Source organism: Dietzia aurantiaca, assembly GCF_021033825.1.
GTDB classification, from domain to species: Bacteria; Actinomycetota; Actinomycetes; order Mycobacteriales; family Mycobacteriaceae; genus Dietzia; species Dietzia aurantiaca.
In genome coordinates this window covers 38,126-52,592 of record NZ_JAIFXZ010000021.1, presented here as the reverse complement: position 1 = coordinate 52,592, position 14,467 = coordinate 38,126, and the positions used below count along the sequence as shown (strand labels likewise).

At 70.1% G+C, this 14,467-nt stretch carries 13 protein-coding genes and 1 pseudogene; 4 read left to right on the top strand and 10 right to left on the bottom strand.

The window, feature by feature from the left end; translation table 11 throughout:
- Nucleotides 1–180: 180 nt before the first annotated feature.
- The gene (locus tag K3888_RS16655) at nucleotides 181–963 is read left to right on the top strand and encodes an IclR family transcriptional regulator (RefSeq protein WP_230931403.1); all 783 of its coding nucleotides are present in this window, start codon (nucleotides 181–183) and stop codon (nucleotides 961–963) included.
- Here K3888_RS16655 and K3888_RS16650 read toward each other — a convergent pair.
- The gene (locus K3888_RS16650) at nucleotides 960–1,745 is read right to left on the bottom strand and encodes a 2-keto-4-pentenoate hydratase (protein ID WP_230931402.1); all 786 of its coding nucleotides are present in this window, start codon (nucleotides 1,743–1,745) and stop codon (nucleotides 960–962) included. The genes K3888_RS16655 and K3888_RS16650 overlap by 4 nt on opposite strands.
- 60 nt (nucleotides 1,746–1,805) lie before the next feature.
- On the opposite strand from K3888_RS16650, the gene kstD reads away from it, so the two are divergent.
- Together kstD and chsH3 are read left to right on the top strand one after the other, a co-directional pair.
- Nucleotides 1,806–3,527 (top strand): 3-oxosteroid 1-dehydrogenase, encoded by a 1,722-nt coding sequence (gene kstD / locus K3888_RS16645; protein WP_230931401.1) that lies wholly within the window; start codon nucleotides 1,806–1,808, stop codon nucleotides 3,525–3,527.
- A gap of 3 nt (nucleotides 3,528–3,530) precedes the next feature.
- The gene (gene chsH3, locus K3888_RS16640) at nucleotides 3,531–4,391 is read left to right on the top strand and encodes an enoyl-CoA hydratase ChsH3 (protein ID WP_230931400.1); all 861 of its coding nucleotides are present in this window, start codon (nucleotides 3,531–3,533) and stop codon (nucleotides 4,389–4,391) included.
- Nucleotides 4,392–4,514: 123 nt separating this feature from the next.
- Here the strand turns inward: chsH3 and K3888_RS16635 are convergent, their stop codons facing one another.
- From K3888_RS16635 to K3888_RS16620, 4 genes are all read right to left on the bottom strand, one after another.
- The gene (locus tag K3888_RS16635; protein WP_230931399.1) at nucleotides 4,515–5,558 is read right to left on the bottom strand and encodes an LLM class F420-dependent oxidoreductase; all 1,044 of its coding nucleotides are present in this window, start codon (nucleotides 5,556–5,558) and stop codon (nucleotides 4,515–4,517) included.
- Nucleotides 5,559–5,568: 10 nt separating this feature from the next.
- Nucleotides 5,569–5,970 carry a hypothetical protein gene (locus tag K3888_RS16630; RefSeq protein ID WP_230931398.1) on the bottom strand — a complete coding sequence of 134 codons (402 nt, stop codon included), beginning with the start codon at nucleotides 5,968–5,970 and terminating at the stop codon, nucleotides 5,569–5,571.
- Nucleotides 5,967–6,257 (bottom strand): hypothetical protein, encoded by a 291-nt coding sequence (locus tag K3888_RS16625; protein ID WP_230931397.1) that lies wholly within the window; start codon nucleotides 6,255–6,257, stop codon nucleotides 5,967–5,969. Before K3888_RS16625 ends, K3888_RS16630 begins: the two co-directional genes overlap by 4 nt.
- Nucleotides 6,258–6,348: 91 nt before the next feature.
- A complete protein-coding gene (locus K3888_RS16620) occupies nucleotides 6,349–7,995 on the bottom strand; it encodes an AMP-binding protein (protein WP_230931396.1) in 1,647 nt (548 codons plus the stop codon).
- A gap of 191 nt (nucleotides 7,996–8,186) precedes the next feature.
- Here K3888_RS16620 and K3888_RS16615 point away from each other — a divergent pair, with 191 nt between their 5' ends.
- The gene (locus K3888_RS16615) at nucleotides 8,187–9,266 is read left to right on the top strand and encodes an alpha/beta hydrolase (protein ID WP_230931395.1); all 1,080 of its coding nucleotides are present in this window, start codon (nucleotides 8,187–8,189) and stop codon (nucleotides 9,264–9,266) included.
- Nucleotides 9,267–9,468: 202 nt separating this feature from the next.
- On the opposite strand, the gene K3888_RS16610 is transcribed toward K3888_RS16615, so the two are convergent.
- The 5 genes and pseudogenes from K3888_RS16610 to K3888_RS17945 all read right to left on the bottom strand — a co-directional run.
- Nucleotides 9,469–10,656, bottom strand: coding sequence for a lipid-transfer protein (locus K3888_RS16610; protein ID WP_230931394.1), 1,188 nt, complete (start codon nucleotides 10,654–10,656; stop codon nucleotides 9,469–9,471).
- Complete coding sequence (locus K3888_RS16605; protein WP_372459591.1) at nucleotides 10,653–11,102, bottom strand: MaoC family dehydratase; 450 nt, start codon at nucleotides 11,100–11,102, stop codon at nucleotides 10,653–10,655. The genes K3888_RS16610 and K3888_RS16605 overlap by 4 nt, the downstream gene beginning before the upstream one ends.
- A complete protein-coding gene (locus K3888_RS16600; protein ID WP_230931393.1) occupies nucleotides 11,099–12,193 on the bottom strand; it encodes a bifunctional MaoC family dehydratase N-terminal/OB-fold nucleic acid binding domain-containing protein in 1,095 nt (364 codons plus the stop codon). Before K3888_RS16600 ends, K3888_RS16605 begins: the two co-directional genes overlap by 4 nt.
- Before the next feature lie 23 nt (nucleotides 12,194–12,216).
- Nucleotides 12,217–13,434, bottom strand: a complete 1,218-nt coding sequence (locus K3888_RS17950) for an acyl-CoA dehydrogenase family protein (RefSeq protein ID WP_308282013.1) — start codon at nucleotides 13,432–13,434, stop codon at nucleotides 12,217–12,219.
- A 108-nt stretch (nucleotides 13,435–13,542) separates the two neighbouring features.
- Nucleotides 13,543–14,457 (bottom strand): annotated as a pseudogene (locus K3888_RS17945) (acyl-CoA dehydrogenase family protein); the annotation flags it as partial.
- Nucleotides 14,458–14,467 lie beyond the last annotated feature (10 nt).

Here is a 14,467-nt window from a genome sequence, read left to right as displayed (position 1 = left end):
TCCTCGCAGCAGGAGGACTCTGGAACCGCAGACAACGAACCCGCCGACATCGTCGTCAACATCGCCACCCCCGCCGCACACTAGTAGAACGTATGTACGACCTTACCCGCCGTTCCGCTATCGCGCAAGTGTTCGAATCCGATCGGGCACTGTGTCGGGGGATCGCGCTACACTCGCCAGATGACACTGCCCCCCGCGTCCCCCGTCGACCGCGCCTTCGACGTGCTGCGCGCGACGGCCGCAGGCAGCGGCGGCCTGACGCTGAGCGAACTCGCGCGCGCCACGGGATTGGCCAAGTCCACGACACTGCGGCTCCTCGCCGCGCTCGAGCGCAACGGCGCGGTCACGCGGATCGGCCAGCACTACCGGCTGGGTCCGCTGATCCACGAGCTGGATCCGATCCCGGTGTCGCCGGAGTACGAGCGAATCCGCCGGGTCCTCACGCCCTTTCTCGCGCACCTCTTCGAGGCCACGCGCGCGACCGTCCACCTGGCGACACTGCACCGCGACGAGGTGGTCTACCTCAACAAGCTGCACGGGCCGCGGCCGATCCCGTCGCCGTCACGGATCGGAGGCGGGCTGCCCGCGTACTGCACGGGGGTCGGCAAGGCGATGCTGGCGTTCGACGACGAGGCCGCCGCGCGGGTGGCCCGGGAGCCGATGGTGGCGTGGACCGACACCACCGTCACCTCGGCGGACGCGCTGGCGGTCGAGCTCGCCGAGATCCGTCGCAGGAGGAGGTCGCTGGACCACGCCGAGCTCACGCCCGGCCTGTACTGCGTGGCCGCCCCGATTTTTGACGACGACGCCGCCGCCGTCGACTCCGGGCCGGCCACCGGTGGCACCCGGGCGGTTGCGGCGTTGTCGGCCAGCGCGGCGGACGAGAGCGCGCTTGCCCGATTGGAGCCGCTGGTCACCCGGGTGGCCGTGGCGGCCGGGCGTGCGCTGGCCGCAGACCGCTAGCGGAACTCCATCGAGACCGAGCCCAGCCCGGCGAAGTCGGCGCGGAAGGCGTCGCCCGGGGTCGCGTCAATGGCGCGGATGGCGGTGCCCGGCAGGATCACGTCGCCCTTGCGCAGGCGCACGCCGAACTTGGCGACGGTCGAGGCCAGCCAACCGACCGAGTTGAGCGGGTTGCCCAGCACCGCATCGGAGCGACCGGAGGCGAGGAACTCGCCGTTCTTGTAGAGGGTGGCCTCGATGTCCGCCACATCGATGTCGGCCAGGCGCACGCGGCCGGAGCCCACCACGTAGCCGCACGAGGAGGCGTTGTCGGCGATCGTGTCGCCGAGCGTGATCTTCCAGTCCTTGATCCGCGAGTCGATCAGTTCGATGGACGGCACGACCCACTCGATCGCGGCGGCGGCCTCCTCCTGGGAGCAACCCTCCGGCGGGATGTCGGCGCCGAGGATGAAGCCCACCTCGACCTCGACGCGGGGGAAGCAGAACCTCGCCGCCTCGATCGGCGCGCCCTCGGGGTACTCCATGGTGTCGAGGAGATGGCCGTAGTCGGGCTCGTCGACGCCCATCATCTCCTGCATGGCCTTGGAGGCCAGGCCCACCTTGTGGCCCGTGACCACAGCGCCCGCGTCCAGCTTGCGCCGGATGTTGATGAGCTGGATCTCGAACGCGTCGTCCGGGGTCAGGTCCGGGTGGTCGTCGGTGAGCGGGGCGATCGGGGTCACGCCGGCCTCGGCGTCCCAGAGTCGCTGCGCGAGAGTGGCACGGGTCTCCTCATTGAGCATGAGGGGGATGCTACCTGGGGCGTCTGGCGCGATTGCCATCAGTTCTATAACGTGTTCTACATGGCAGACCAGGAATTCGACGTCGTCGTCGTCGGCAGCGGTGGAGCAGGCATGACGGCCGCCCTCGCGGCAGCAAAGAAGGGCCTCAGCGTGGTCCTCGTTGAGAAGGCCCCACACTACGGAGGCTCCACGGCCCGCTCCGGCGGCGGCGTGTGGATCCCGGGCAACTCCGTGCTCCAGCGCGACGGTGTGCTGGACACCCCGGAGGCCGCCAGGACCTACCTGCGGTCCATCATCGGCGACGTCGTGGAACCCGAGCGCATCGACACCTACATCGACCGCGGCCCCGAGGTGCTCGACTTCATCCTCGCCAACAGTCCGCTGCAGCTCGAGTGGGTCAAGGACTACTCCGACTACTACCCCGAGGCCCCCGGAGGCCGCCTCGGCGGCCGCTCGGTCGAGCCCCGCCCCTTCGACCTGAACCAGCTCGGCCCCGAGGCCGACAAGCTGGAGCCGGGCTACGCCAAGGCCCCGGCCAACATGGTCGTGATGCAGTCCGACTACCGCTGGCTCAACCTCCTCCAGCGCCCGCACACCAAGGGCATCCGGCGCTCGATCCGCGTCGCCGCCCGCATGTTCCTGGCCAAGGCCCGCAAGCAGAACTCGGTGGGCATGGGCCGCGCGCTCATCGCCGCCATGCGCAAGGGCCTGCTCGACGCCGGCGTGCCGGTGTGGCTCGAAACGCCGATGACCGGCCTGGTCACCGAGGGTTCGGGGCAGGACGAGCGCGTCGTCGGCATCACCGTCACCCGCAACGGCGAGGAGGTCACCCTCCGTGCCCGCCGCGGCGTGGTCATGGGCTCGGGCGGCTTCGAGCACAACCAGGAGATGCGCGACAAGTACCAGCGTCAGCCCATCCCCACTTCGTGGTCGGTCGGCGCCGCGGCCAACACCGGCGAGGGCATCGAGTACATGGAGAAGGCCGGCGCCGCACTGTCCTTCATGGAGGACGCCTGGTGGGGTCCGACGATCCTCATGCCGCGTGGCCCGTGGTTCGCCCTGGCCGAGCGGTCGCTGCCCTGCTCCTTCATGGTCAACTCCCGCGGCGAACGGTTCATGAACGAGTCGCTGCCGTACGTGGAGGCCGGCCACAAGATGTACGGCGGTGAGTTCGGCCAGGCTCCCGAGGGGCAGAAGGATGCCCCGGGTGAGAACGTCCCGGCCTGGATCGTCTTCGACCAGGAGTACAAGAACCGCTACCTCTTCGCCGGCCTGCAGGCCAAGCAGCCGCTACCCAAGAAGTGGCTCGCGACCGAGAACTTCCACAAGGCGGACACCCTCGCCGAGCTCGCCGAGCTCATCGACGTGCCCGCCGAGGCACTGCAGAAGACCGCCGACCGGTTCAACGGCTTCGCCGCCAACGGCCGCGACGAGGATTTCAACCGCGGCGCCTCCGGGTACGACCACTACTACGGCGACCCCACGAACAAGCCCAACCCGAGCCTCGGCCCGGTCGCCAAGGCTCCGTTCTACGCGGTCAAGATGGTCCCGGGTGACCTCGGCACCAAGGGCGGCGCGAACACCGACGTCCACGGCCGTGTCCTGCGCGAGGACGGCTCCGTGATCGAGGGCCTCTACGCCGCCGGTAACGCCTCGTCGCCGGTCATGGGCCACACCTACGCCGGCCCGGGCGCCACCATCGGACCTGCGCTGGTGTTCGGCTACCTCGCGATCGAGAACATGCTCGCCACCGCCCCGACCACCGAGAAAACCGGAGTCTGAAAAGTGCCGATCGATCTGAACACCGCCCTCGGGGCGGAGCTGCCCTCGCAGGAGTTCTCCTGGACCGCCTCCGACGTGGCGCTCTACGCGCTGGGGGTGGGCGCCGCGGGCGACCCGATGGACACCACCGGGCTGGAGTACATCCACGACACCGCGCCGAAGGTGCTGCCGTCGTTCGCGACCGTCGCGGCCACGATGAACGTGACCGAGGCGCCGCGGGTGTCGTTCCCCGGCGTGGAGATCGACCTGGCCAAGGTCGTGCACGGCAGCCAGTCCGTGCGCCTGCACCGTCCGATCCCGGCCGACGGGACCGCGACGACGACGACGAAGATCGCCGAGATCCAGGACAAGGGCTCGGCCGCGGTGATCATCCAGGAGTCCGAGACGGTCTCCGCCGACGGTGAGAAGTTGTGGACCGCCCGGTCCGGCATCTTCGCCCGTGGCGAGGGCGGCTTCGGCGGCGAGCGGGGCACCTCCGAGAAGGTGGAGTACCCCGAGCGCGAGGCCGACCACACCATCGAGGTCGCGACCCTGCCGCAGCAGGCCCTGATCTACCGCCTGTGTGGCGACCGCAACCCGCTGCACTCCGACCCGGCCTTCGCCGAGGCGGCGGGCTTCCCGCGCCCGATCCTGCACGGCCTGTGCTCGTACGGCCTGGTGCTGCGCGCGGTCGTCGACGAGGTGCTGGGCGGCGACGTCGAGAAGGTCCGCGGCTACGGCGTGACCTTCGGCGGCATCTTCTTCCCCGGCGAGACCATGCGCATCCGCGTGTGGAAGGAGGGCACGCAGCTGCTCGTGGCGGCCACTGTGGTCGAGCGCGAGGACGCCCCCGTCCTCAAGAACGTGGTGGTCGACCTCGCCTGATCGCTGATCCGATCGGGCCGTTCGGCTCACCTGCACACCCCGCGGCCCCGTGCCGCGGGGTGTGGTCATTTCACGGGAACCGACCGGGGCGGGGAGCGGATGCCGGCATGGGTCCCGCGCTGCTCAGCAGAGGGCGCGGAACTGCTCCACGAGCTTGATGCGGCCCGGCGCGTCCATGGCCATCGGGACGACGGTGAGCGTGGTGGCGCCGGCCTCGCGGAACGCCTCGACCCGCTCGGCGACGTAGGAGGCGGGCCCGATCAGCGAGACGGACCGCACGAGCTCGTCCGGTACCGCCGCCGCGGCCTCGTCCTTCTTGCCGTCCAGGTACAGATCCTGGATCTCTTCGGCCTCGGCCTCGTAGCCGTAGCGGCAGGCGAGCTCGTTGTAGAAGTTCTTGCCGCGCGCACCCATGCCGCCGATGTACAGCGCGAGGTGCGGGCGCACGAAGTCCAGATAGCCCGGGACCTCGCTCTCGTCGCAGATCGCCAGCGGCGGGCCGGCGTACACCTCCAGCTCACCGAGGGACGGATCACGCTTGGCGCGCCCCTTGGCCAGCGGGTCGGCCCACGCCAGGTGCGCCTTCTCGGGGTGGAAGAACAGCGGCTGCCAGCCGTCGGCGATCTCGGCGGCCAACTCCACGTTCCTGGGCCCGAGCGCGGCCAGCACGATGGGGATTTTCTCGCGCACCGGGTGGTTGATGAGCTTGAGCGGCTTGCCCAGCCCGGTCCCCTGGTCGGCGGGCAGCGGGATCTGGTACTTGGCGCCGTCGTGGACGACCTTCTCGCGCCGCCACACCTGGCGGCAGATCTCGATGATCTCGCGGGTGCGGGCCAGCGGCGCGTCGTACTTCACGCCGTGGAAACCCTCGACGACCTGCGGGCCCGAGGCACCCAGTCCGAGCGTGAAGCGGCCCTCGGACACGAAGTCCAGACCGGCGGCGGTCATGGCGGTGAGCGTGGGCGTACGGGTGTAGATCTGCAGGATCCCGGACGCGAGTTCCATGGTGGACGTGCGGGCCGCGAGGTAGCCGAGCTGGCTCACGGCGTCGAACGAATAGGCCTCCGGGACGAAGGCGATGTCCAGTCCGGCCCGCTCGAGGTCCGCGGCCTCCGCCGCGGTCTCGGCGAACCCGCCGCTGTAGTTCAGGGCCATTCCGATGCGCATGCGCGCGACATTACCGGGGCGCCGGGGCCCTCCCCGCGTGGACCGCCGACTTCGCCCGCTCGTCCGGCCCCAGCGGGCCCCTGATCACCGCGTCGACCGGCCCGCCGACGCGGACGAACACCCCCACCCGCCTGCGCAGTGGCGTGTCGGCGCGCTCATACCCGACGAACCGGAACCCCGCCCCCGCGGCCACCTCGAGGACGGTGTGCTCGGGCAGATCGACATCCGCGGTGGGGACGACGACGACATCACCACCGAAACCGCGCCCGAACATGCGGGCCAGTCGCAGGCGGCGCGTCCTCTCATCCCCTCTGCGGCGAAGCTTCCCGCGCGCCGTAACCACCGCGATCGCCAGGAGCCACAAGGCCGGCGGCAGGAGCGCCAGCGCGACGAGGAGCCACCCCACGCTCATCCGGCACTCCCCTCCGCCGGCCGGGCGAACCGCATCGGTTCGATCCACGGCCCGCGCTGCGCGAGCGCTGCCGCACCACCGGCGGGCTCCAGCCCCCTGCTTCGGGCGGCCGCATAGATCACGGTCCGGGGCAGCCGCACCTGCGACGGGTGGACGGTCACCTCGGCGGCGGCGTTGTCGTCGTCGCCCTCCAACAGCGCCGCGAGCACACGGGCGCGACGGCCGTGCCGGCCACGATACGACCGCACCAGGCCGCGGATCCGCGGCGTCGGATCGAATCTGCGCATGCCACCGATGGTACGGGGCACGTGCGAAGGCCGGGCCCGCCCTGGTGGCGGACCCGGCCTTCGCAGTGGGCCAGTAATGCTTACCGGTCCGTCAGGACACCTGGTCCTTGGCCCACTTGTAGTCGGCCTTGCCGGCGGGTGAACGACGGATCTCGGGAACGTCGACGATCGTCTTGGGCACCTTGTAGTTGGCCAGCGACTCACGCAGGAACGTGGTCAGCTCCTCGCTCGTGGCCGACTGGCCCTCGCGGAAGGACACCACCGCGGCGACCTTCTGGCCAAACCGCTCGTCGGGGGCACCGGCGACCAGCGCGTCGTGGACGGCGGGGTGGGCCTTGATCGCCTGCTCGACCTCCTCCGGGAAGACCTTCTCGCCGCCGGTGTTGATGCAGCCCGAGCCGCGACCGAGGAAGACGATGGTGCCGTCCTCGCGGATCTGGCCCATGTCACCCAGCACCGAGACACGCCGTCCGCCGACCTCGGGGAAGGTCTTGGCGGTCTTCTCCGGGTCGTTCCAGTAGCCCACCGGAACGTGGCCGCGGCGCACGATGTACCCGATCTCGTCCGAGCCCGGGTTGATCGGCTGGTTGGACTCGTTGATCAGGCCGATGCGCGCGCTCGACGGCAGGGTGAGTTCTGCCTTGTCGGTGATGGCCAACTCGCCGTCGTTGCCCGACTCCGAAGCGCCGAAGTTGTCGCGCGTCATGATGTTCGGCAGGACCTCGAGGAGGCGGTCACGCGTGGCCTTGGACCAGATGCCGCCGCCGGAGGCGACCATGAACAGCGAGCTGAAGTCCAGCTTGTCCTTGTTGGCCACGATCGCGTCGGTGATCGGCACGGCCATGCCGTCGCCCACGAACACCAGCATCTGGCCCTGGCGCTCGGCGACCGTCTCGACGATGGCCTGCGGGTCGAAGTCGCGGAACATCAGCAGGTGTCCGCCGAGGTTGACAAAGGTCAGCAGGGTGAACAGGCCGGCGCCGTGCATGAGCGGCGCGGAGACGACCACGCGGAAACCGCCGTCCGGGTTGATGTGCTCGGCAACCTCGGCCGGGCTGTGTCGCTTGTCGCCGTACGGGTTACCGCCGGACAGGCAGGCGTAGTAGTAGTCCGAGTGGTTCCACTGCACGCCCTTGGGGAAACCGGTGGTACCGCCGGTGTAGACGATCCACTTGTCGTCCCCTCGCGCAGGCTCGAAGTCCCGCGCGGTGGACTGAGTGGCCATCTCGGCGTCCAGGTCGACGACCGCGATGCCGTTCTCGGCGCACGCGGTGGCCAGGACCTCGGGCACGCCACCCACGGAGAAGATCGTCTTGACGGTCTCGAGCTTGGGCGCCGCGGCCGCCATCGTCTCGGCGAACTCGGCGTCCACCAGGACACCGGTCGACTGCGAGTCGTTGAACAGGTAGACCAGCTCGGCCGGGGTGTAGCGATAGTTGACGTTGATGCCGGCGACCCGGATCTTCATGGTCGCGATGATCGCGGCCATGTGCGGCGTGCTGTTCTTCATGTACAGCGCGACATGATTGCCCGGCTCGACACCGTGGGCCCGGAGCACATGCCCCATCTGGTTGGCCAGATCATCGATCTGCCGGTACGTGAAGTCCTCGCCGTCCATGGTGAGGAGCAGGTTGTCGGGAATCTTGTCGACGATTGCCTCGAACACCAAGGCCTGGTTCATCTCGGGATTGGTCCCGGCGAGGGGGTCGGACGTGTGATCGGCTACTGCGTCGGTCATCGCGGGAATAATTCCTTCTAGCTGAGGGCAGATGTGGCTACTGTCACATTGTGACCTGAACTTGTTCTCGTGTCCAGACCGGCCCGTGGCCTGCGCTATCCCCAGAGAACGAGAACGAGTTCTAGCTGGGATTTATGGTAGCAGCGGCGATTCGACACCCGTCACCTCACTCCGACATCTACATTGCGCACATGACTGGATCGCGGCCCCGGCGGACGGGCGCGCCGTACGACGGTGGACTCCGACTGCCCCGGGCGACAGGGTCCGGGGACGTCCCGGCGGACGGTCAGCGGTCCGCCGACGTCGAAGCGGAGCGGCCCTCCCAGCGCGCGCCGCTCCTGGCCGGCCCCGGCGTGCAGGGCACCCTGCGCGCCCGCGGTCTGGCCGGGGGCCTGCGGATGTTCGTCCGTCCCGCGCTGGATCGAATGCCGCCCACCGAGGCGTCGCTCAACCGGCTCCGTGCCCTCACCTCGGGAGCGGGCCGCGCGGCCGCCCTGGAAACCACCGCCGACTGGTCCTCGGACGGGCCCGTGCCGGGGCTGTGGGTCGGTCGGAAGCGGTTCTTCGACTCGGACAAGGTGATCTACCACGTCCACGGCGGCGGGTTCACGTTCGGTTCGCCCTGGTCGCACAAGGCCCTGGCCTCGCGGATGGCCGCCGAGACCGGTACACCGGTGTTCCTGCCCGACTACCGCCTGGCCCCCGAGCATCCGCATCCGGCCGCGACCGAGGACACGATCGCCGGCTTCCAGTGGCTGCTCGACATGGGATTTCCCGCCGAGAACATCGTGGTGGCCGGCGACTCGGCGGGCGGCAACCTCGCGCTGCAACTGGTCGCCCACCTGGAGAAGACGGGCGAGGCGATGCCCGCTGGCGTCGTCCTCATGTCCCCCTGGGTCGACCTGGATTTCTCCGACATGTCCGCCCGCGACAGGGCGAAGAAGGACCCGTTCCTGGCCCTGGGGATGGCTGAACTGTGCCGCGCCCGGTACGCGCCGGACACCGACGCCGACGACCCCGCGATCTCGCCGATCAACTACCGCCCCTCCCCCGACTGGCCACCCTTCCTCATCCAGTGCGGGGGCGCGGAGAACTTCGCGGGCGGGATCGCGAGGCTGGCCGAGAAGTTCGCCGAGCACGGCGTGACTCACGAGTTCCAGCTCTGGCCGCACCAGTTCCACGTGTTCCAGGCGTTCCACCCGCTGGTCCCCGAGGCCAGGGCCGCGGTCCGCGACATCGGCTCGTTCGTGCGCGGCTGCCTGCGCGGCTAGGGTCGCCGACGCGCACCCGTCACCGCACCACCGGACGATGAGAGGCCCCGGGCACCACTCCGCACACGCCGGTCTCCGCCCACCTCCATCAACGACAAGAGCGTTTCGCACACCCCCTTCTCGGTAAACGTGTGCGAAACACTCTTGACGACGTGGAGGGACGGGAGCCGAGCGGATCGGGGCAGTGCGGAGCCCGGCCGGCTCAGACGGTGAGGACGAGCCCCGAGGTGGGGACACCGGTGCCGGCGGTGACGACGAGCTTCTCCGCTCCCGCGACCTGGTTCACCGAATCGCCCCGCAGCTGGCGCACGCCCTCGGCGATGCCGTTCATACCGTGGATGTACGCCTCGCCCAGCTGGCCGCCGTGCGTGTTCAGCGGCAGGCGGCCGCCCACCTCGAGGGCGCCCGGCTCCCGGACGAAGTCCTTTGCCTCGCCGCGACCACAGAAGCCCAGTTCCTCGAGCTGCATGAGGACGTACGGGGTGAAGTGGTCGTAGAGCACGGCCATGTCCATGTCGTCAGGGCGCAGCCCGGACTGGTTCCACAGCTGGTCGCCCACGATCCCCATCTCGGGCAGACCCGCGAGCTCGGGACGGTAGTACGAGGTCATGATGTACTGGTCCGGTCCTGAGCCCGACGCCGCGGCCGCGATCGAGACCGGCTTGTGCGGCAGGTCCTTCGCGCGCTCGGGCGTGGTCACCACGATCGCCTGCCCGCCGTCCGACTCCTGGCAGCAGTCCAGCAGGTGCAGCGGCTCGGCGATGTAGCGCGAATTCTGGTGGTCCTCCAACGTGATCGGCTTGTCGTAGAAGAACGCGGCCGGGTTCACGGCGGCGTGCTTGCGGTCGACCACGGCCACCCGGCCGAGGTCCTCGCTGGTGGCGCCGTACTCGTGCATGTAGCGCTGCGCGACCATGGCGACGAACCCGGCCGGCGTGGACAGCCCGTGCGGGTAGGAGAACGCGTTGTCGGTGCCGGAGGAGTTGACCTGCTGCACCAGCGCCGAGTTGACCTGCCCGAACCGCATGCCCGAGCGCTCGTTGAAGGCGCGGTAGCAGACCACCACCTCGGCGACACCCGTCGCGACGGCCATCGCGGCCTGCTGGACGGTCGCGCACGCCGCTCCACCGCCGTAGTGGATCCGCGAGAAGAAGTTCAGGTGGCCGATGCCGGCCGCGCGGGCCACGGCGATCTCGGTGTTGGTGTCCATGGTGAAGGACACCAGGCCGTCGACGTCAGACGGCTGCAGTCCCGCGTCCGCCACGGCGGCCTGCACCGCCTCGGCCGCCAGTCGGAGCTCGGAGCGGCCGGAGTCCTTGGAGAAGTCGGTGGCGCCGATCCCGACGATCGCCGCCCGGTTGGCGAGTGACTCAGAAGCCAGCGTGCTCACTGCGGGTCTCCGTTCATGTAGAGGGTCGCGGTCGAGGTGACGTGCGCGCCCAGCGAGTCGTTGCCGACGATCTTCAGGGTGACCAGGCCGTCGGGCGCGATCTCCGTGACCTCACCGGTCAGGGTCAGCGTGTCGTAGGCGTACCAGGGCACACCGAGACGCAACTTGATGGAGGTGATCCGCGCCTGCTGTCCGGCCCAGTCGGTGACGTACCGCTGGACGAGGCCGGTGTCGGTGAGGATGTTGACGAAGATGTCCTTCGAGCCCTTCTGGTGGGCCAGGTCCCGGTCGTGGTGGACATCCTGGAAGTCGCGCGTCGCCAGGGCCGAGGCCACGATGAACGTCGGCGTCCCCTCGATGGCCAGCTCGGGCAGGGTGTCCCCCACTCGCGCGGCGGGCGGCTCGGCGGGGCAGACCGCGCCGGTCACTGCACTGTTCTCGCTCACTTGGCGCCACCTTCCGTGACTGCAGGCATCTGACGATCCACCGGCGGCGCACCGGCCGGCCGCCACGCGTACAGCGTCCACGGCTCGGTGCCGAACGCCGCGTCCTCGCTGGAATCCCCGGGCATGTCGAGGAACTCCACCTCGACGTCCATGCCGATCTCCACCTCGGCCGGGTCGACGTCGCGCAGCTCGCCGAGCATTCGCACGCCCTCCTCCAGCTCCACCAACGCGATCACGAACGGGAACCGGGTGCGCCCCGGCACGCGCGGGGCGTGGTGGTTGACGAAGCTGAACACCGTGCCGCGGCCGGAGGAGACCACGTAGTCGGTCTGCTCGGACTTGTCCTTCCACAGCGCCGGCACGGGCGGGTGCTGCAGCGAGCCGTCCTCGCGCTTCTGGATGCGCAGCTCGTGGGCGGCGACGCCGTCCCAGAAGAAGCGGGTGTCCTGCGAGACCGACGGGCGCAGGACTTTGCCCACCACCAGGTCGTCCGTGGCCGAGCCCGAGCTCGCGACGATCTGATCGGCGGCGGGTCCGGCGGCGGCCGGCTCAGCCTTGACCGGCGGCCGGAACTTGAGGATCCGGAAGTCCATCTCGGCCACGACCTCGTCGCCGACCCGCCAGTAGTTGCGGGTGGTGAAGAACCAGCCCTCGCCCAGGCCTGTCTTCTTGGGGCCCACCACGTCGGTCAGGACCGAGGAGATGGTCACCTCCTCGCCGGGGCGGGTGTAGCGGTGATAGGTGGAGTCGCAGTTGGTGGCCACGACGGAGGTGAAGCCCTCGCCGTCGAGCAGATCGGTCATGTTGCCGAGCGGGTCGTCGGACTCGCGGGTCTTCCCGAGACCGCGCATGGTCCAGACCTGCGCCATCGCGGGCGGGGCGACGAGTCCGCCGTGGCCGGCCGCGACGGCCGCCTCCTCGGACTCGTAGATCGGGTTGGCGTCGCCGATCGCCTCGGTCCAGTTGCGGATCATCGGGGTGTTGATGGGATCGCGGCCCGCGCGCGGGGCGCTGCCGCCGGCGGCCCGGATCTCCTCGGATGCGGCGAGGATCCGGCCGGCCTGGGCGTCGGTAGCCGTGTCGTCACTCATGGGTGCCTTTCGTACGGGTCGGATCAGCGGGCGGTGCGGGGCATGCCGAGGCCGCCCATGCAGGTCAGCTCGCGCATGACCTCGTTGACGCCGCCGCCGAACGTGATCACGACGTTGCGCTTGTTCATCATGTCGAACCAGCGCTGCAGCTTGGCCGTGCCGGCATCGGTGGGGTCGCCGAAGCGACCGAGCAGCTCCTCGGCGATGCGGCCGACGTGCTGGATCTTCTCGGTGGAGAACACCTTGGAGGCGGCGGAGTCGCCCATCGACGGGTTGTCGCCCATCGCGGAGACCTGCCAGTTGAGCAGCTCGTTGAGGCGGACGATCGCGAAGATCTCTGCCAGTCCGTCGCGGACCTCGGGTCGGTCCAGGTGGCGCACCCCGTCGGGCCCGGTGCCGCGCGCCCACTCGGCCAGCTCGTCGTAGTAGCCGCCGGGCCGCCCGGAGGGGGCGAGCATGACGCGCTCGTGGTTGAGCTGGGTGGTGAGCATCTTCCAGCCGCCGTCGACCTCGCCGACCACCATGTCGGCGGGCACGCGCACGTCGGAGTAGTAGGTGGCGTTGACGTGGTGCGCGCCGTCGCAGGTGATGATCGGCGTGAACGTAAAGCCCGGGTCGGAGGTGTCGACGATGAAGATCGTCAGACCGCGGTGGCGGGAGTCCGGGGTGCCCGTGCGGGCGGCCAGCCAGATGTAGTCGGCGTGGTGGCCGCCGGTGGTCCACATCTTCTGTCCGTTGATGATCCAGTCGCCGGTGGCCTCGTCGCGCTTGGCGGTGGTGCGCAGCGACGCGAGGTCGGTGCCGGCGTCGGGCTCGGAGTAGCCGATCGCGAAGTGGATGTCACCGGAGAGGATGCCGGGCAGGAACTTGTCCTTCTGCGCCTGGGTCCCGTAGTTCTGCAGGGTCGGGCCCACCGTCTGCAGCGTCACCGAGGGCAGCGGCACGTCGGCACGCGTGGCCTCGTTGGTGAAGATCTGCTGCTCGAGGTGGCCGAATCCCTTGCCGCCGTACTCGGCGGGCCAGCCGACACCCAGCCAGCCGTCGCGGCCCATCCGCTTGATGATCTCCTCGTAGGTCTTGCCGTGCCGGGTGGTGCCGATGTCGGCGGCCTCGTCGGCGGAGATGAGGGTGGAGAAGTACTCGCGCAGCTCGGACTGGAGGGCGCGCTGGGCGGGGGTGAGGTCGATGAACGCCTCGCCGTCGTCGGCTACCGCGTCGTCGCTCGACGACCCGACCGACACCGCGTCGACCGGGTCGGCCGCCACGGCCTCGCCGAGCTCGGTGAGCTGCAGGCGTGGGCCGCCCACGAAGCGGGCCAGGTCCTTGACCGCCGAGGAGTACCGGAACATCGGGTAGGTGATGTCCACGCCGACGCCGCCGTGCAGGTGGTGCAGGACCTGCACCGCGCGCGGCCCCTCGGCGGCGAGCCAGTAGGCGCCGATGGTCGGGTCGGTCTCGTAGCGGTCGGACGAGCCGGTGAGTCCCGAAGAGATCCGCCACGCCACCGACTGCGCGATCACGTGCAGCGTCCGCGACGCGATGTAGACGTCGGCGAGCTCCTGCTGCACCGCCTGGAACGAGCCGAGCGGCTTACCGAACTGCTCCCGCTCCTTCAGGTAGTCCGCGGTCATGTCCAGCGCACCGGCGATGAGGCCGTCGCCGTGCGCGACGCACGCCGCGAGGATGAGCCGCCGGAACACCTCGAGAAGGGGCTCGTCGCCGCGGCCGCGGACCACGTCGTCGTCGTCGACCGGCGTGGCCTCGAACCGCATCGCGTACTCGGGCACCCCCAGGGAGCCGAGGGTGGGGGTCAGGGTGAGCCCCGGGGCGTCGGGGGCGACGACGACGACGGCCGCACCCTCGGGGGTCGACACCGGGACCAGCACGGATCGCGCCTGGGCCGCGTAACGCACCGAGGTGACGGTGCCGGTGATCGTCCCGCCGTTCAGCCGCACGGTGGGCACGGCGGGCAGCGGACGCCCGGGCTCCGCGACGGCGGCGGTGAGGATCCGGCCGTCCTCGATCCCCTCGAGCAGCCTCTTCTGCTGCGCCGGCGTGCCGAGCGCGACGATCGGCAGCACGCCGAAGCCCAGGGTCTCCAGGGCGGGGATCACCACGCCCGCGCGGCCGACCTCCTCGAGCACCACGGCCACGTCGGCGACGGTCAGGCCGTCGCCGCCCAGGTCCTCGGGGAGGCCAAGGGAGAGCAGTCCGGACTCCGCGAACGACGCCCACAGGCGCTCGTCGTAGCCCGCGTCCTCCACGCTGCGGCTG

Coding starts and splice junctions, on each gene's coding strand:
- K3888_RS16620 (WP_230931396.1), bottom strand. CDS start 7,995: ATGACCGACGCAGTAGCCGATCACACGTCCGACCCCCTCGCCGGGACC.
- K3888_RS16600 (WP_230931393.1), bottom strand. CDS start 12,193: ATGAGTGACGACACGGCTACCGACGCCCAGGCCGGCCGGATCCTCGCC.
- K3888_RS16630 (WP_230931398.1), bottom strand. CDS start 5,970: ATGAGCGTGGGGTGGCTCCTCGTCGCGCTGGCGCTCCTGCCGCCGGCC.
- K3888_RS16655 (WP_230931403.1), top strand. CDS start 181: ATGACACTGCCCCCCGCGTCCCCCGTCGACCGCGCCTTCGACGTGCTG.
- K3888_RS16650 (WP_230931402.1), bottom strand. CDS start 1,745: ATGCTCAATGAGGAGACCCGTGCCACTCTCGCGCAGCGACTCTGGGAC.
- K3888_RS16635 (WP_230931399.1), bottom strand. CDS start 5,558: ATGCGCATCGGAATGGCCCTGAACTACAGCGGCGGGTTCGCCGAGACC.
- K3888_RS16625 (WP_230931397.1), bottom strand. CDS start 6,257: ATGCGCAGATTCGATCCGACGCCGCGGATCCGCGGCCTGGTGCGGTCG.
- K3888_RS16615 (WP_230931395.1), top strand. CDS start 8,187: ATGACTGGATCGCGGCCCCGGCGGACGGGCGCGCCGTACGACGGTGGA.
- kstD (WP_230931401.1), top strand. CDS start 1,806: ATGGCAGACCAGGAATTCGACGTCGTCGTCGTCGGCAGCGGTGGAGCA.